This window comes from Micromonospora antibiotica (genome assembly GCF_017599305.1).
Lineage (GTDB): Bacteria > Actinomycetota > Actinomycetes > Mycobacteriales > Micromonosporaceae > Micromonospora > Micromonospora antibiotica.
In genome coordinates, this window is sequence record NZ_JAGFWR010000003.1 from 354126 (window position 1) to 371060 (window position 16935).

The 16935-nt window shown below is 73.2% G+C and carries 15 protein-coding genes and 1 pseudogene; 6 read left to right on the plus strand and 10 right to left on the minus strand.

Annotated features, from left to right (window positions below):
- The first annotated feature begins 8 nt into the window (after window positions 1–8).
- From JQN83_RS09745 to JQN83_RS09755, 3 genes are all read left to right on the plus strand, one after another.
- Window positions 9–569: a hypothetical protein gene (locus JQN83_RS09745; protein WP_208566734.1), complete on the plus strand. Its 561-nt coding sequence runs from the start codon at window positions 9–11 to the stop codon at window positions 567–569.
- Between the two features lie 811 nt (window positions 570–1380).
- The gene (locus tag JQN83_RS09750) at window positions 1381–1680 is read left to right on the plus strand and encodes a hypothetical protein (protein WP_208566735.1); all 300 of its coding nucleotides are present in this window, start codon (window positions 1381–1383) and stop codon (window positions 1678–1680) included.
- Window positions 1680–3326 (plus strand): amidase, encoded by a 1647-nt coding sequence (locus JQN83_RS09755; RefSeq protein ID WP_244252075.1) that lies wholly within the window; start codon window positions 1680–1682, stop codon window positions 3324–3326. The genes JQN83_RS09750 and JQN83_RS09755 overlap by 1 nt, the downstream gene beginning before the upstream one ends.
- 176 nt (window positions 3327–3502) lie before the next feature.
- Here the strand turns inward: JQN83_RS09755 and JQN83_RS09760 are convergent, their stop codons facing one another.
- A complete protein-coding gene (locus tag JQN83_RS09760) occupies window positions 3503–4372 on the minus strand; it encodes an LLM class F420-dependent oxidoreductase (protein ID WP_208566737.1) in 870 nt (289 codons plus the stop codon).
- Window positions 4373–4442: 70 nt separating this feature from the next.
- The gene (locus JQN83_RS09765; protein ID WP_208566738.1) at window positions 4443–4985 is read right to left on the minus strand and encodes a TetR/AcrR family transcriptional regulator; all 543 of its coding nucleotides are present in this window, start codon (window positions 4983–4985) and stop codon (window positions 4443–4445) included.
- Window positions 4986–5092: 107 nt separating this feature from the next.
- Here JQN83_RS09765 and JQN83_RS09770 point away from each other — a divergent pair, with 107 nt between their 5' ends.
- Window positions 5093–5509, plus strand: a complete 417-nt coding sequence (locus JQN83_RS09770; protein ID WP_307799133.1) for a nuclear transport factor 2 family protein — start codon at window positions 5093–5095, stop codon at window positions 5507–5509.
- Window positions 5506–6363 (plus strand): NAD-dependent epimerase/dehydratase family protein, encoded by an 858-nt coding sequence (locus JQN83_RS09775; RefSeq protein ID WP_208566739.1) that lies wholly within the window; start codon window positions 5506–5508, stop codon window positions 6361–6363. The genes JQN83_RS09770 and JQN83_RS09775 overlap by 4 nt, the downstream gene beginning before the upstream one ends.
- Window positions 6364–6490: 127 nt before the next feature.
- Here the strand turns inward: JQN83_RS09775 and JQN83_RS34305 are convergent.
- Window positions 6491–6656 (minus strand): annotated as a pseudogene (locus JQN83_RS34305) (trypsin-like serine protease); the annotation flags it as partial.
- A gap of 247 nt (window positions 6657–6903) precedes the next feature.
- On the opposite strand from JQN83_RS34305, the gene JQN83_RS34080 reads away from it, so the two are divergent.
- Window positions 6904–8622, plus strand: coding sequence for a tetratricopeptide repeat protein (locus JQN83_RS34080; protein ID WP_208566740.1), 1719 nt, complete (start codon window positions 6904–6906; stop codon window positions 8620–8622).
- Between the two features lie 125 nt (window positions 8623–8747).
- On the opposite strand, the gene JQN83_RS09790 is transcribed toward JQN83_RS34080, so the two are convergent.
- The 7 genes from JQN83_RS09790 to JQN83_RS09820 all read right to left on the minus strand — a co-directional run bounded on the left by JQN83_RS09790 (window position 8748) and on the right by JQN83_RS09820 (window position 16932).
- Window positions 8748–11144 (minus strand): RICIN domain-containing protein, encoded by a 2397-nt coding sequence (locus JQN83_RS09790; RefSeq protein WP_208566741.1) that lies wholly within the window; start codon window positions 11142–11144, stop codon window positions 8748–8750.
- A 53-nt stretch (window positions 11145–11197) separates the two neighbouring features.
- Entirely contained in the window at window positions 11198–12181 is a 984-nt protein-coding gene (locus tag JQN83_RS09795) for an aldo/keto reductase (protein ID WP_208566742.1), read from the minus strand.
- A complete protein-coding gene (locus tag JQN83_RS09800; protein ID WP_244252076.1) occupies window positions 12178–13041 on the minus strand; it encodes an amidohydrolase family protein in 864 nt (287 codons plus the stop codon). The genes JQN83_RS09795 and JQN83_RS09800 overlap by 4 nt, the downstream gene beginning before the upstream one ends.
- Window positions 13038–13799, minus strand: coding sequence for an SDR family NAD(P)-dependent oxidoreductase (locus JQN83_RS09805; RefSeq protein ID WP_208566744.1), 762 nt, complete (start codon window positions 13797–13799; stop codon window positions 13038–13040). Before JQN83_RS09805 ends, JQN83_RS09800 begins: the two co-directional genes overlap by 4 nt.
- An 88-nt stretch (window positions 13800–13887) precedes the next feature.
- Window positions 13888–15126 carry a mandelate racemase/muconate lactonizing enzyme family protein gene (locus tag JQN83_RS09810; protein ID WP_208566745.1) on the minus strand — a complete coding sequence of 413 codons (1239 nt, stop codon included), beginning with the start codon at window positions 15124–15126 and terminating at the stop codon, window positions 13888–13890.
- 1 nt (window position 15127) lies between these two features.
- A complete protein-coding gene (locus JQN83_RS09815) occupies window positions 15128–15955 on the minus strand; it encodes a carbohydrate ABC transporter permease (protein WP_208566746.1) in 828 nt (275 codons plus the stop codon).
- Complete coding sequence (locus tag JQN83_RS09820; RefSeq protein WP_208566747.1) at window positions 15955–16932, minus strand: carbohydrate ABC transporter permease; 978 nt, start codon at window positions 16930–16932, stop codon at window positions 15955–15957. Before JQN83_RS09820 ends, JQN83_RS09815 begins: the two co-directional genes overlap by 1 nt.
- Window positions 16933–16935 lie beyond the last annotated feature (3 nt).

The window sequence follows — 16935 nt, forward strand, 5'->3', positions numbered from 1 at the left end:
TGGCCGCCGTGACGGAGTTGGCGGACCTGGTCCTCGCCCCCGACGAGCGGGCCCGGGGCATCGGGGTCGACAGCGTGCTGTTCGTGATGGACTGGACCGGCGAGGAGGAGCCCGGCGCCCTGGCGGCGTTCGTGGCCGGGCGGATCCGGGCCTTCGGGGCCCAGCCGGACGGCGTCGACACCGACGTCGTCCAGCGGGCCGCCGAGGCCGACCCGACGCTGGGCCGGGGCGACCTGCCGATCCGCCAACTCGACCACCTGTCCGGCGTGCTGGCACCGCTCGGCTTCACCCTCGCGGTGCACGACGACGGCACCGACAGCTACCCGGTGCTGGTCCTGCGGACCGGCGGGCAGCCGCCGAGCGGGCTGACCCACCAGGGCCAGCCGGTACGGGACTGGGCCTCGCCACCCACCGAGACCCTGGTCAGCCTCGACTGCCCGGGCTGCGGGGAGATGCTGGTCTGGCAACTGCCGGCGACCGCGAGCCTCGCCGACGAGCACTGCGACTGCGGAACCGCGCTGTTCGACGCCACCGGCCGCCCACTGCCCGACGTCACGCTCCACGACTGAGTCGTTCCCGGCGGCGGACAACCACCGGGTAATGGGGTACGGCCACCCGGCGTGGTCCGAAATACCCGGCAGAACGCGTGGCACCCAGGGCCGACCGGGACCGGTTCGATTGTGGCGGGATTGGCAACGACGGCGGGCAATTGATCTGACGTTCCCCCCTTTCCCCATAGTCGAACGGGAATGCCCTGCGGTAACTGTCGGGCCGGCGCGACTCGGTCCACCGCATGGTGGTGCGCGGGTCCGGCGTACCCCGACCGGCACCGGCCCGACCGCTGCCGGCAGCCGTCCGGCTGCCGCCGCCCCCGCCGGCGTCCGACCGGGGCAGGCGGCACCCCACCGGGGAGCGGGCCGGCCGGGCACCGGCTCCGCGAAACGTCCGACCACGCGCCGGTCCACCGGCCGGTTCCCGCACGGGCCCGACGTCAACGCCGGCCGTGCCGCCGCACGCCCAGGCTCCGGGCGTCGACGCCGCCAGCAGGCGGACGGCCCGGCTGGACACCATCCCGAGCACGGAGAGCACCACCAGCGCAGCGAGGATCAGCACGGTGGCGCGGATACCGACCACCGCAGCGACCGGCCCGACCGCCACCTGCCCCAGCGCAGTGGCCACGAAAGGGCCCGACATGTCCGTCGGCCGGGACGTGCTGGGCGATCGCGCGACCCTGCTGCGCCGGCCCGGCCGTCCACTTGCGCACCCCCCGTACAGGGGCATTGACCTGCGTGGCTTCACGACGCCGAGATCAACATGTCACGTCTGCGACACGATCCGGCTCGACAGTGGGGCATCGTCGCCCACCCCTCAAGGAGCGTCATGGCCCCCACCCCACCGACCGACGCCGAGCTGGACGTCCTCATCCGCGCCCGGCTCGCGTCGCTCGGCATCGACCTCGACCAACTCCCGGCCGGCACCGCCGCCGACCCGCAGACCGGCTCCCCCGGCCGGGACACCGTGCTGGCCTCGCTGCGCTCCTTCGTCCGCGGCACCGTCGGCACCCTCGCCGCCTACCAGCCGCCCGCGCCGGCCGGCACCGACCCGGCCGTGGCCATGGCGCTGTCCCAGCAGCCCGCGCCGATGCTCTACCCCTCGATCAGCACGGAATGGCGGAAGTGATGAGCACAGCACCTGCCGACCGCGGCGTCGACCGTCGCGCCTTCCTCGCCCGGACCGCCGCGCTGGCCACCGCCTCGGCGGTCGGCGGCATCGTCGGGCTGCCCGCCGTGGCCTCGGCCGCCGGCAGCACCCGAACATCGGCCGTTCCGGCCGGCCGCTACAACCCGGCGTTGGCCGTACCCAACGCCTACGTCAAGCCGCGCCCGGAGGCCGTGGCCGACCCGACCGAACTGACCATCGCCGAGGCGGCCTGGCTGATCCGGGCCGGCAAGCTCACCCCGGAGAAGCTGGTCGAGGCGTACCTGGCCCGGATCTCCCGCTACGAGCCGACCTACCAGGCGTTCAACCTGGTGCTCGCCGAGCAGGCGGTCAAGGCGGCCCGCGCGATGGCCCGCAAGCCGCACCGGGGCGCGCTGCACGGCATCCCGCTGGCCATCAAGGACAACTACTACACCGCCGGCGTGCCGACCACCGCCAGCTCCTACCTGTTCGCCGACTTCCGGCCACCGTACGACGCCACGGCGGTGACCCGGCTGGTCACCGGCGGCGGGGCGATCGTGCTGGGCAAGACCCAGATGGGCCCGCTGGCCACCACCCGGGCCACCACCCCCGCCGGGGTGGTCACCACGGTCAACGCCTGGACCCCCACCAACCCGGCCACCGACCCCGGCGGATCGTCCACCGGCACCGCCACCGCCGTGGCGGGACGGCTCGCCGCCTGCGGCACCGGCACCCAGACCGGCGGGTCGATCACCGCGCCGTCCAACGCGCAGAACCTCACCGGGCTCAAACCGACCATGGGGCGGGTGTCGCTGCACGGGATCATCCCGCTCAGCTACACCCGCGACCATCCGGGCCCGCTGGCCCGCGACGCCAAGGACGCCGCCATCATGCTCACCGCGATGGCCGGCGAGGACCCGGCCGACCCGCGCAGCCAGGGCCTGCCCGAGGTGCCCAAGCTGATCGACGCGGCCACCCCGACCCACCAGGGTGGCAAGCTCAAGCTGCGGTGGAAGACCCGGATCGGGGTGCTGCCCGGCTTCACCGCCGGCACCTCGGAGACCGCGCTGGCCCGGCAGGCGTACCTGGCGAAGCTCGCCGCGATCCCCGGCGCGACGATCGTCGACGTGCCGCTGCCCGACGAGTGGGAGCTGCTCACCGGCAGCGCGTTCAACAACGTACGACTGCCGGAGCGCACCGAGCCGTTCCTGCCCTACCTGCGTACCGACCTGCGGGGTTTCGGGGTCTCGGTAACCGGCTGGCTGCAGGGCGCGCTGCTGGGCGGCAGCGAGTTCATCACCGGCCAACGGGCCAAGCTGCTGCTGATGGAACGGGTGCTCGACCAGCTCTTCGCCGGCTGCGACGTGGTGGTGCAGACCGGCCCGGTGCCGTTCGACATCCTCGGCCTGCCCGAGATCGCCTTCCCGATCGGGTTCACCGGCGCGGGCCTGCCGATCGGCACCATCCTCGGTGGCCTGCCGTACGGCGAGGACCGGCTGCTGTCGGTGGCCGCCGCCTACCAGGCGGTGACCGACTGGCACCTGCGCCGACCGGCCGATCCGCCGGCCACCCCGGCGACGGGGCGCAGCGTGGCCCCGGCCGGGCTGCGGCTCACCGCCGACGAGGTGGCCCGGCTCAGCCAGTGACGGTCGGGTCGTCCGCCCGCCGGCTCAGCGGCGGCGGGCGGACGACACCGGCCAGCGGCGGGTGGACGACACCGGCGGCGGACCACGGCCGGCGGGCGGACGTGCCGCCACCAGCGCATCCCGGCCGGATCGTCGGCGGCGACGCGGTGGGTCGGGTCGACCGATGGTGACCGACCTCAGCCGATCGTGGTCAGCTTCGGCAGCACCTCGTCGGCGACCCGTCGGGTGAACTCCACCGGGTGCCGGTCCGGGGTGACCTGCACCTCGGTCACGCCGAGCGCGGCGTACCCGGCCACCTCGGCCAGGAAGGCGTCCACGTCGGCCAGCGGCGGTCGCATCACGAGAACCGTCTTGTCGATGGCGTCGTAGTCGCGGCCCTCGGCGGCGCAGTGCCCCCGCAGCACGTCCAGCTTGTGCGCCACCTCGGCGGGGCTGCTGCCGAACAGGTTGCAGGCGTCGGCGTACCGGGCCACCAGCAGCAGGGTCTTCTTCTCGCCGCTGCCGCCGATCATGATGGGCGGGTGGGGCCGTCGCAGTGGCTGCGGCGAGTTGAGCGTCTCGGCCAGCCGGTAGTGCCGGCCCTCGAACGGCCCGTTGTCGTCGCTCCACATCTGCCGGCAGATCCGCAGCGTCTCCTCCAGCCGCTCGAACCGCTCGGCCACGGGCACCACAGGCACCCCGAGGCCGCGCTGTTCGCGCTCGTACCAGGACGCGCCGATGCCGAGCCGGGCCCGACCGCCGGAGAGCACGTCCAGGGTGGTCACGATCTTGGCGAGCAGCCCCGGGTAGCGGTACATCACGCCGGTGACCAGCACGCCGAGCGTCATCCGCGAGGTCCGCGCCGCGACGAAACCCAGCGTCGTGTACGCCTCCAGCATCGGCTCCTCGGCCGGGGCCATCGCCTCCATCTGGAAGTAGTGGTCCATCACGGTGAACGACGCGACCCCGGCCTCCTCCGCGATCGTCGCGGTCTCGATCAGCGTCGGTGCGATCGCCGCCGGATCGGTCGGGGTCGAGTAGTTCCAGTAGTGCAGCCCGAGTCTCATGCCTCGTCCACCTCCACACCGATCCTAGTGGCGTCCGGGGCCACCCGCCCCGGATGCCGTCGGGGACGCGTCACCCGTCAAGCACCGCGCGGGTCAGGGCGGCCAACCCCGCCTCCCAGCGCTCGTCGGGCCAGTCCCGCAGGTGTTCCACCAGGTCGCTGCGCACGGCCGCCAACAGGGCGTGGGCGAGGTAGTCGGCCGACGCGGGGCCGCGCGCCTCGGTGACGAGCGCGACCAGCAGGACGTGCCACTCCTCGTACGAGCCGGTGCGGTAGGGGCTGCCGTCGCCCGCGTTCTCCAGGGCCAACGTCAGCACCCGACTGTCCCGTTTGAACCGCACCACCTCGCGGAGCAGGTGCAGGGCGCGCTCCGCCGGCGGGCCCTGCGGCGGATCGGTCGCCAGCGCCGCCCGCAACTGGTCGCCGCGCTGCGCGTACAGGGCACGCAGCAGCCCCATCCGGTCGCCGAAGCGGCGGAACAGCGTGCCCTTGCCCACTCCGGCGGCGGCGGCGATGTCGTCCATCGAGACCTGGTCGGGGTCGGTCGCGGCATCGAACAACCGATCTGCGGCGGCCAGCACGGCCGTCCGGTTTCGTGCCGCGTCGGCGCGCACACCCTCTCCCCTCGCGAAACGGACCACCAGTCCGCTACAGTGAAACGGACCGGCCGTCCGCTATCGTAGCCACGCAGCGGGACGGCACCGACGACCAGGGGACAACCGTGTCGAACCCTTCCACCGCCCTGTTCCACCGGGCCATGCAGCTGTTGCTCGCCAAGGACATGCCGGGATTCATCGCCCTGTTCGCCGACGACGGCGTCATGGAGTTCCCGTTCGCGCCGGCCGGGCAGCCGAGCCGGGTCACCGGCCGGGCCGCCGTGCACGACTACCTCATCGACTACCCGCAGGTCCTCGACGTCCGCGAGATCGCCGAGGTCACCGTGCACGAGACCACCGATCCGACGGTGCTGGTCGCCGAGTTCACCGCCGGTGGTGTCGTCGTCGCCAGCGGCCGGCCCTACCGCCTGCGGTACATCGCCGTGCTGACCATCCGGGACGGCCACATCGTGCACTACCGCGACTACTGGAACCCGCAGGCCGCACAGGACCTGCTCGGCGGCGGGCTGGTGCGCTCGTGATCCTGGTCATCGGCGGCACCGGGACGACCGGCCGGCTCGTCGCCGCCACCCTCGCCGACGCCGGCCACCCGGTCCGCGTCGCCAGCCGCCGGGCCTCCGCCGGGGACGTCCGCTTCGACTGGTACGACCCCGGCACCCACCGCACCGCGCTGGAGGGCGTGACGGGCGTGTACCTGGTCCCACCCGTCGGCGAGGTCGATCCCGCACCGGTCATGCTGCCGGTGCTGGAACTGGCCGGCACCCGGGGAGTACGGCGGGCCGTCCTGCTCAGCTCCTCGGCGATCGAGGCGGGCACTCCCGGCCTGGGTGAGGTGCAGGCCCGGTTGGGCGGGCTCTTCCCCGAGTGGGCGGTGCTGCGGCCCTCCTGGTTCATGGAGAACTTCGTCGGCGACCGTCCGCACGGGGTGAGCGCCCGGGACCACGGCGAGATCATCAGCGCCACCGGAGACGCCCGGGTCGGCATCGTCGATCCGGCCGACATCGCCGGGGTGGCGGTCCGCGCCCTCACCGATCCGACGTCGCACGACACCGAGCACCTCATCACCGGCCCCGAACGCCTGAGCTACGCCGACATCGCCGCCGTCCTCACCGACACCGGCGGCCGACCGGTCCGGCACCGTGCCGTCAGCGAGGCCGAACTCACGGCGTACCACGAGGCCAATGGCCTGCCACCCGACTTCGCCCGGTTCCTCGCGAGCCTGGACACGGCGATCGCGGCCGGCGCGGAGGACCGGACCACCAGCACCGTCGCGGACGTCACCGGTCGCCCACCCCGCTCGTTCCGGGACTTCTGCCGCGACCGGCTGCCCGGCGGCCCCCGCCCCACCCCGGACCGCGCCACCACGCCGGGCTGACGATCCGTCCACCGGCACCGGCACCGGCACCGACGGCGCGCGGGGCGGGCGACCAGGTGGTCGCCCGCCCCGCGCCCGGGTCGCTCAGCCGCGCCGCCACTTCTGGTTCGCCCCGCCGGTGCACTCCCAGCGCCACCGCCGGTGGTGGTCAGCGACAGCCCGTACGCGCCGAGGATCTCGTTGACCGGCTGGTAGACGGTGGTGCCACCGGAGTTGCAGTCGCCACCGGCACCTGAGGTGACGCCCTGCGCCTGGTTGCCGGAGACGAACGCGCCACCCGAGTCGCCGGACCGGTCGGCGGCCAGGCCATCGGGCCGACCGGCTTCACGAACACCCTTCGCATTTCCCTTGATCGGGATTAGGCTCTGCGCAGTCCGGAGTGGACGACCACGGAGGTGCCCATGAAGAAGATGACCGTCCGTCGTACGAGTGCACTGCGTCTGGTGTCCGGCGCCCGCCGGCTCTGGATCGAGTGGTGCTGGTAACTGCCGGCCCGGCGGGCGCCCCCGGGCGCCCGCCCTCGGCGACGCCGGCCCGACCGTGACCGACGAGCCGCCGCGGTACGACTGCCACCGTGACCTCGGGCCGTACGCCGGGGTCGCCGACCTGCTCCACCGGATCGCCGCCGACCGCCCCCGACTGGCCGCCCGGCACCGCACCGAGCTGCGGGCCATCGCGCCCCGGCTCGACCCGGCCGCCCGCGCCGCCGCCGACGAGGCGCCGATCCGGTTCCACCCCGCCCGGCGCACCGCCGCCCTGGCCTACGGCGCGACCGAGTTCGTGGCGGCCTGGGCGGGCACCCTCCGCCGACCGGTCACGCTCCGGTTCGTCCACGTCGGCGCGGCCGACGAGACCACCCGGGAACTGCTCGACGCGCTGGCCGGCCGACTCGGGGCGTACCCGGTGCGGCTGGATCTGTGTGACGACGGCCCGGCCTTGCCGGCCGTCGACCTGAGCCCGGCGGCGCTGCGCACCGCCCTCGGCGAGAGCCTGGCCGGCGGCTTCTACCACCACGCGGCCCGCACCGCCCGACAGGGGCGTGCCCTGGTCACCCCGGCCGACGACCTGCCGCACTGGTGGTCGTTCACCACCGGCCTGGCCACCGCCCTGGCGGCGCTGGACCAGGCCACCGAGGCGCTCGACCTCTACCACGAGACCCGGACCGTCACCGACGATCCGAAGATCACCATGTCGGCCGCGTACGCCACCGCCATGCTGTACGCCCGGCACCTGCCGGCCGCCGCCCGGGACCCGGCCCGGGCGCGGCACTGGCTGGCGGAGGCGCTCCGGCTCGCCCGCACGGTGCCCGACCCCCGGCAGCGGGTCCTGTCGACGGTCTTCTACGAGCAGGGCGTCGCCCTGCTGGACAGCCGGGCGGGCGAGCCGGAGCGGGCGCTGCGGCTGATCGACGACGGGCTGGCCCGGCTGACAGCGGTGCTCGCCCCCGGTGAACGCCCCCAGGACGTGGCCCGGCTGCGCCACAACCGGGCCCAGGTCCACCTGGCGCTGGGCGACCCGCAACGGGCCCTGGCCGAACTCGACACCGTGATCGGCCACGACCCCGACAACTGCGAGTACTACGTGGACCGGGCCGCCCTGCACCGGGCCGCCGGGCGACACCGGGCCGCGATCCGGGATTACGGCAGCGCGATCCGCCTCGGGCCGCACCTGCCGGAGGCGTACTACAACCGGGCGGTGCTCCAGCAGGAGCGGGGCCGCACCGGGCGGGCCCGCGACGACCTGGACCGGGTGCTGGCCATCGAGCCCGGACACCTCGATGCCCGGATCGCCCTGGTCAACCTGCACCTCGGCCGGGGCGCCCTCGACGTCGCCGAGACGGGGGCGCGGGCCGGGCTGGTGCTGGCCCCGCACGAGCCGGCCCTGCTGTGCACCCTCGGGCTGATCCGCTCGGAGCGCGGCGCGGCGGCCGAGGCCGAGGAGCTGTTCAGCCGGGCGTTGGCCGGCGATCCGGAGCTGGTCGAGGCGTGGACGAACCGGGCCGCCGTCCGGTTCGACCGGGGTGCGGTGGCCGACGCCGTGGCCGACCTGGACCGGGCGGTCGCGTTGTCGGCGGCACCGGTGCCCCGCTACAACCGGGGCACCGCGCTGGCCCGGTTGGGCCGGTGGGACGAGGCGGCCCGGGACTTCGCCGCCGCGCTCGCCGCACCCGAGGTGGACCGGTCACTGCGCCGCGAGCTGCGCGCGGAACTCACCCGCTGCCGCCGGCACACCGCGTCCGGGTCGGTGGCACCCCGCTGAGGTGGCGGCAGCCGTCTCCGCGAGGTGCCACCGCCACCGCACGCGACACCGCACGCCGCGCCGGGGTACGGGGCCGGGCCGGCGGCCCCGCACCCCACGGATCGGCCACGTTCGGACGCGACCGGTCAGCTGCGCAGGCTCCACTGCTGGTTGGTGCCGCCGTTGCAGGCCCAGAGGATCAACTTGGTGCCGTTGGCGGTCGCCGCGCCGTTCGCGTCCAGGCAGAGCCCGGACTGCGCACCGGTGATCGTGCCGTTGGCGTTGACGTTCCACTGCTGGTTGCTCTGCCCGTTGCAGTCCCAGATCACCACCTGGGTGCCGTTGCTGGTGCCCTGCCCGGAGGCGTCCAGGCACTTGTTGCCATAGACCGTCAGCTGCCGGCCGGTGGTCTGGGTCCACCGCTGGTTGGTCGCGCCGGTGCAGTCCCACAGCTGGGCCTGCGCGCCGTTGGTGGTGCTGGAACCGGTGACCTCGGCGCACCTGCCGGACTGCGCCCCGACGAGCCGCACACCCTGCGCCGGCGGGTTGGTGCTGCCCTGCACACCGGCGTTGGCCATCACGGTCTGCGCCCCCGAGGGCCAGCTGTTGTTGCTGACGATCGTGTTGTTGTTGACGACGTTGCCCCGGTCACCGTTGGTCACGTTGGTGCTGTTGTTCGTCGACCAGTTGTTGGTGACGGTGAAGTTGCCCATGTTCTCGGCGTACCAGTAGTTGGCGGTGGCCCAGGTGCCGGTGGAGGAGAAGACGTTGTTGCGGGCGGTGTAGTAGCGGGAGCCCTCGTCGAAGTAGAGCCCGAACCAGCCGTTGGTCCGCAGGCAGTAGTTCTCGTTGATGGTCCCGCCCGGGTTCGCCGACAGCGTGTAGAGGCAGCCACCGTCGGTCATCTGCTGCATCACGTCGTGGATGTAGTTGCCGACGACCTGGTTGTTGGCCGCCGTGGTCGCCGTCGAGTAGCGCGGCTGGTAGTTGTACAGGCCACGGTTGGCATAGTGGTTGCTGCCGCCCGCGTCGTTGGCGCCCCAGCCGTAGCCCACCGACAGCCCGGTGTACGGCATGTTGTAGACCTCGTTGTGCGACACCAGCGAGGTGTTGACGTACGTGGTCAGGATCGACACCACACCCCGGTACTCCAGTCCGAGGTCGTGCACCCGGTTGTTGCTGATGGTGATGTTCCGGTTGACCATCCGCTGGTCGCCCGGGTGGTGGGCGTCGGCGCGTACCCCGCCGACGACGATGCCGCCGGCCGAGTTGCGGGCGATCTCGGAACGGGTGACGGTGATGTTGCTGGCCCCCAGGCCGACCCCGCTGGCGTGCGCGTTGGCGTCGTTGCCGATGCCGATGGCGGTCTGCCCGAGGTTGACGAACTGGGAGTCGCTGAAGGTGATGGTGTTGGCGGCGGAGACCTGCACGGCGGCCGGCATCTGGGCCCAGCTCGGCCGGGTCGCCTCGAACAGCGGGCAACCCTCCTGGCAGGAGGTGAGCGCGTCGGCCGGGCGGGCCCAGGTGCCGGTGATGTGCGCTCCGGTCTGCTGGTCGGCGAAGCCGTTGCTGCTGCTCGGGCCGAGCCAGCTGGTGCCGGTGAAGGTGATCCCGCTGAACGCGATGTGGTGCGCCGGGGCGTCGTAGCTGCCACCGACGTTCACCAGGGACTGCAACTGCGGCAGCTCCACGCTGACGCTGCTCATGTTCTGCCCGGCCAGCGGGATGTAGTTGAGCTGACCACTGCCCGGGTTGAGGTACCACTCCCCCGGGCTGTCCAGGAACTCGTACGCGTTGGCCAGGTAGAACGGGCCTGCCCGGTGCGGCTTGGACAGGGTGTCGAAGCCGAAGGTGTTGTTGTTCCAGGCCGGCTGCTGCATCGTGAGGAAGTTCCCGCTGATGCTCTGCACCGGGGAGTACCGGTCGGTGAACGAGCCGACGCTCTCCACCTCGACCCGGTTCTGGTTACCCAGGTTGTTGAGGTAGCTCAACGCGCCGTTGCTGAACCGCATGCCGCTGGTGGTGAAGGTGAAGTCGGCCCGGTTGACGGCGGTCCGCGCCCGGGTGGCGACCGCGCCGTTGACGTAGAGCTGCCGGCTGTCCAGCCCGGCGGGCACGCTCGCCCGCCAGATGTTCTTGCCGGCGTCGACCTGCGACCAGCCGGTGACCGCGCGCGCCCCGCTGAGCTGCGGGCGGGCGGAGGCGGCGGCCCGCCAGGTCACGGTGTAGCCGTTGGTGCCGGAGTCGGCGGCGGTGAACCGCAGCGGCGCGGCCAGCCGGTAGACGCCGTCGGCCAGCTCGACGACGATGTCGCCGGACATCCCGGCGGTACGGGACCGGACGGCGTTCTGCGCGTCGGTCAGCGAGCAGGGCTGGCTGCTGGAGCAGGCGGTGCCGCTGCCGGCGGGGGACGCGTAGAGGGTGGTGGTGGCGGCGAGGGCGGGACCGGCCGGGGCGAGCACGGCGACCGTGGCGGCGAGCGCCGTGGCGGCCAGGCCGGCCAGCACCGGCCCGCGCCGGGCGGGTGATGTCGGGACGGACACGGGTGGGACTCCAATCCTGGTGGGGTGGTGGGGTGCCCGGCGTCGCGGTGGAATCATGCCGCGGCCGGGTCGAGCAGCCCGGCGGCCCGCAGCGCCGGCCACAGCGCCGCCGGGACGTCGGCGTCCGCGCGGGTCAGCGCCTGCGCGACCTGCGCGCGGTTGCGCAGGCCGACGACCGTCGAGACGACTGCGGGAGGGGAGCGGACGAAGGCGAGTGCCGCCTGCGGCAGGGTGACGCCGTACGCCTGGCAGACGTCGGCGATCCGGTGGGCCCGGTCGATCAACTCCGGTGGGGCCTGCTGGTAGTTGTAGGTGGCGTCGGCCGGGGGCCGGTCCTGCGACAGCAGGCCGGAGTTGTAGACCCCGGCGACCACCACGCCGACGCCCCGGCGTTCGGCGGCGGGTAGCAGGTCGGCCAGGGCCCCCTGTTCCAGCAGGGTGTACCGGCCGGCGCACATCACCACGTCGACGTCGGTCTCCTCGACGAACCGGGTGAGCAGGTGGGACTGGTTCATGCCGGCCCCGATGGCCCCCACCACGCCCTGGTCGCGCAGCTCCACCAGGGCGGGCACCGCCTCGGTGGCGGCCTGTTCCCAGTGGTCGTCGGGGTCGTGCAGGTAGACGACGTCGATCCGGTCCAGGCCGGTGCGGGCCAGGCTGGACTCCAGCGAGCGGAGCACGCCGTCGCGGCTGAAGTCCCAGACCCGCCGGTGGTCGGCGGGCACGTCGAAGCCTTCCGGGTCGCGCCGGTGGGCGTCCTGCGGCGACGGTACGAGCAACCGCCCGACCTTCGTCGACACCACGTACTCGTCGCGCGGTCGGGTACGCAGCGCCGCGCCGAGCCGCCGTTCGGACAGGCCGAGCCCGTAGTGCGGTGCGGTGTCGTAGTAGCGCAGGCCGCCCGCCCAGGCGGTGTCGACGGCGGCGGTGAACTCCTCGTCGGTGGTGGCCCGGTAGAGGTTGCCGGCCTGTGCCGCGCCGAAGCCCAGCGCGGTGAGGCGTACCGCCGGTCGGCGCGGCAGCGGGCGGGCGTTCACGCCGACTCCAGTCGGTAGACCCGCCGGGCGGTGTGCCGCCAGATCGCCGCCCGCTCCCCGTCGCCGAGCGGGTCGAGCAGTTCCGCCAGCGTGTCGACCCAGCGTGGGTAGGAGCTGGCGAGCAGGCAGACCGGCCAGTCGGAGCCGAACATCAACCGGTCCGGGCCGAACGCGTCGAGGGCGTGATCGACGGCCGGGCGCAGGTCCTGCGGTGTCCACGGTGCCCGGTGCACCTCGGTGACCAGGCCGGACAGTTTCGCCGTGGCGTTGGCCGCGCCCGCCAGGGCGTGCAGGTCGCGGGCCCACCCGTCGAGGTCCGTCCCGCCCAGCGCCGGTTTGCCGAGGTGGTCCAGGACGAACCGCACCTCGGGCAGGTCGCGGGCGAGCCGACCGGCCGCGCCCAGTTGGTGCTGCCGCACCAGCAGGTCGAAGGCGAGACCGGCGGCGCCCACCGCCGTGATCCCCCGCCGCACGTCGACCCGGTCGAGGAACGCCGGGTCGGGTTCGTCCTGCACGGAGTAGCGGACGCCGACCAGCAGGTAGCCGCCGCGCGCCGCCCGCAGCCGGCCCAGTCGTTCGGTGACGTCCGGGGCCGTGACGTCCAGCCAGCCGACGACCCCCCGGATGACCGGGTCGTCGGCGGCGACGCCCAGCAGGTCCACCGTCTCCGCCTCGGTGGAGTTGGCCTGCACCAAAACGGTCCCGGTGACCCCGACGGGACGGGTGACCCGGGCCAGGTCGGCCGGGGTGAAGTCGGCGTCGATGGCGGCCATGGTGGCCGGGTCGATCCAGGGTTGCGGGTGCCGGGCCCGCACCCAGAGGTGGTGGTGGGCGTCGACGGTGCCGGGCGGTGCGCTCATCGGCCCAACCATCCGCCGTCGACGGGCAGGACGATGCCGTTGACGTAGTCCGACGCCGGGGAGGCCAGGAACACCGTGGCGCCGGCGAGGTCGTCGGCGTTTCCCCACCGGCCGGTCGGGATGCGGGCCAGGATGGCCCGGTCGCGTTCCGGGTCCTCGCGTAGCGCCCGGGTGTTGTCGGTGGCGATGTAGCCGGGGGCGATGGCGTTGACGTTGACCCCGTGCGCCGCCCACTCGTTGGCCAGCGCCCTGGTCAGCCCGGCGATGCCGGACTTGGAGGCGGCGTATCCGGGGACGGTGATGCCGCCCTGGAAGCTGAGCAGCGACGCGGTGAAGATGATCTTTCCGTGGCCCCGGGCCACCATCGCCCGGCCGATCTCCCGGCTCAGCACGAACTGGCTGGTCAGGTTCACCTCGATGACGTGGTCCCACATCTCGTCGGGGTGCTCGGCCGCCGGGGCACGGGCGATGGTGCCGCCGTTGTTGACCAGGATGTCGACCGGGCCGAGGTCGTGCAGGTCACCGACGAGCCGGCGGACCGCGGCCCGGTCGGCCAGGTCGGCGCGCAACGCGGTGAACGAGCGGCCCGCCGCGCGTACCCGGCGCTCCACCTCGCTGCCGGTGGCCTCCAGCTGCGCCGAGACGCCGATCACGTCGGCGCCCGCGACGGCCAGCGCCTCGGCCATGGCCAGCCCGATGCCCCGGCGTGCGCCGGTCACCACGGCGGTCCGGCCGGACAGGTCGAACAGGGTGCTCACCGGTGTGCCTCCACCAGCTCGTCGTGCCGGTGGTGCCGGGCGCGGTGGCAGACCACTGCCTGCATGCGTACTCCCTCGTGGGTCGGGGTCAGTTCCTGACGGCGGACGGCAGGCCGTCGTGGTGATGCGCCGGGGTGCCGGGCAGCGGCGTGACGTACCGCTGCGGCCCGGCGACGATCTGGTCGTTCTCCGCCAGCAGCCGGCGTCCGGCCCGTTCCGGCCGCACGTTGGGTCCGTCGGGTGTGGGCACGTCCGAACGGCGGGGGTGGGTACGGATCTCCTCCTCGGCGACCGTGACGCCCAGGCCCGGTGTGTCGCCGAGGACGAACGCCCCGTCCTCAACGTACAGGTCGCGGGTGATCCCGACCGGGGGCCGGAGGTCCTGTAGCTCGCTGACCAGGTGGTTGGGCACCGACGTGGCGGCGTGCAGCAGCCCCACGGGGCTGTTACCGATCGGGCTGACCGGCAGGTCGTAGGCGTGCGCCAGGGCGGCCACCCGCAGGAAGTGGGTGACCCCCCAGACCGCGGCCATCTGCACGATGTCCACCGCCGCCGCGGCGATCAACGGCCGGTACTGTTCGAGGCCGGTGAGGTTCTCCCCGGTCGCGACCGACGCCCGGATACCGCGCCCGACGACGGCCAGGCCCTCGGCGTCCCACCGTCGGACGGGTTCCTCGATCCAGACGAGGTCCAGGGTACGTTCGAGTTCGCCGACGTGCCGGACGGCCTGCTTGCGGGTCCACGCCTCGTTGACGTCGAGCATCAGGCCGGGGCGCTGCCCCCGACCTGCCTCGGTGAGCACATCCCGGACCACGTGCAGCCGGTGCCGGTCCCGCTCGATGTCCAGGCCGCCCTTGAGCTTCGCGGCCCGCAGCCCGTGTCGGGCGTAGACCGTGTAGGCCGCCACCAGCTCGTCGTCGTCCAGGCCGATGTCGAGGCCGGACGCGTACGCGGGCACCCGCCGGTCGCGTCCGCCCAGCAGCCGCCACAGCGGTTGCCCCGCCGACTGGGCCTTGATGTCCCACAGCGCGGTGTCCAACGCCCCGATCGTGCCGAACACCGTGCCGGCGTGGCCCGCCTTGAAGGTCTGCCGCAGCATCCGGTCGTAGAGGGTGGTCACCGCGCGGGGGTCCTCGCCGTCGATCGCGGCGAAGATCCGTTCGAGGTCGGTGTGCGGTCCGAGGCCGACCCCGGTGATGCCCTCGTCGGTCTCGACCACGATGATCGGCACCGTGGTCACCCCGTCGGTGAAGACGCCGTTCGCGTCGCCGACGGGCCGACCCCACTCCTGCACGGTGGTCAGGGTCCGGTATCCGGTGATCCGCATGTCAGCCCTTCGTAGCACCGGCGGCGACACCGTCGGCGATCTGGCGCTGGAGAAAGAGGTAGATCACCAGCACGGGTACGGCGGCGATCAGCACCCCCGCGGCGAAGGTGGGGATGTCGGCGGAGTACTGCCCCCGCAGCGAGGTCACCCCGACCATCAGGGTCCGGTGCTCGGCCGAGGGCATCAGCAGCAACGAGATCAGCACGTCGTTCCAGCAGAACAGCGCGTTGAGGATGCCGACCGACAGCAGGGCCGGGGCACCCAGCGGCAGCATGATCCGCCGGTAGACACCGTAGACGTCGTTGCCGTCGATCCGGGCCGCGTCGATGATCTCCGGGGGGATGGTCCGGTAGTAGCTGGTCATCAGGAAGATGGTGAAGGGCAGGAACTGCGCCACGTAGGCGAGCACCAGCCCCGGGTAGGTGTCGACGAGACCGGCGTCGGACATGATCCGGGCCAGCGGCACCATGATCACCTGGAACGGCACGAAGAGCGCCGCGAGGCAGCACAGGAAGAGCACCGACGAACCCCGGAAACGCAGCTGGCTCAACGCGAAACCGGCCATCGACCCGAACAACAGCAGCAGGAGCACCGAGACCGTCACCACGACCACCGAGTTGGTCAGGTAGCGGGCCATCCCGACGCTGTTCCACGCCGCCGCGACGTTGTCCCACCGCAGGGAGTCCACCAGCGAGAAGCGGTCGAGGACGTAGTCGCGGCGGGTCTTCATCGCCACGTTGGCGGTGAAGACCAGGGGGTAGACGGTCGCCAGGGCCAGCACGGCCATCGGCAGGGCCAGCAGCCACCGACCCCACCGGACACGGGACATCACGCCTCCCTCACCGCCCGCCGGAGCAGGCTGATCTGCAGCAGCCCCACCACGAGCATGATGAGGAAGAGCACCGTCGAGGCGGCCGAGGCGAGCGCCGGCCGGTTCATCTGGCCCTGCTGGATCCAGATGTAGTACTCCGGCAGGTAGGTCGACCCCTCCGGGCCGCCGCTGGTCATCACGTAGAGCAGGCCGAACATGGAGGTCAGCATCCCGATCATCGTGGTGACGAAGACGAACTGGATGGTGCGGGCGAGGCTGGGCACGATCACGTGCCGGACGGTCTGGGGCAGCGACGCGCCGTCGACCCGGGCGGCGTCCAGCAGCGAGGCGTCCAGGGTGGCGAAGCCGGCGAGGAACACCACCAGCGCCATCCCGAAGGTCGCCCAGACGTGCACCCCGACCACGACGAACATCGCCACGTCCGGGTCGCCGAGCCAGTCCACCGGCCCGATGCCGACCCCGCCGAGCAGGGCGTTGAGCGGGCCGTCGAAGGCGAGCAGCAGGTTGAAGATGGCCCCGACGATGACCGGGGACAGCACGGCCGGAAAGAAGTAGACGCTGCGGTACAGCCGGTGCCCGGGGACCCGCAGGTAGATGAGGGTCGCGAGCAGGCCGGGGATCGCCACCGCCACCGGCAGCAGCAGCACGAGCAGCCCGACGTTGCCCAGCGCGTCCCGGAACAGCGGGTCCCCGAGCAGCTCCCGGTAGTTGTCCAGGCCGACCATCAGCCCGTCACGGTCGCCGTCACCGGTGAAGGAGAAGTTGACCCCGAGCAGCAGCGGCCAGAACCGCAGCAGCGCGAGGATCAGCAGGGCCGGGGCCAGCAGCACGAAGGGGGCGAGCCGTTCCGCCCGTCGGCCACCCCGGCCGCGCCGCGAGACGGTGGGGGCGGGGGGTACGGATCGCGGCGGCGTCCCGCCGGCCCGGCCGGTCGGGGCCGGACGGACCGACGGTGCCGCCTCGGGAACCGGCACGGG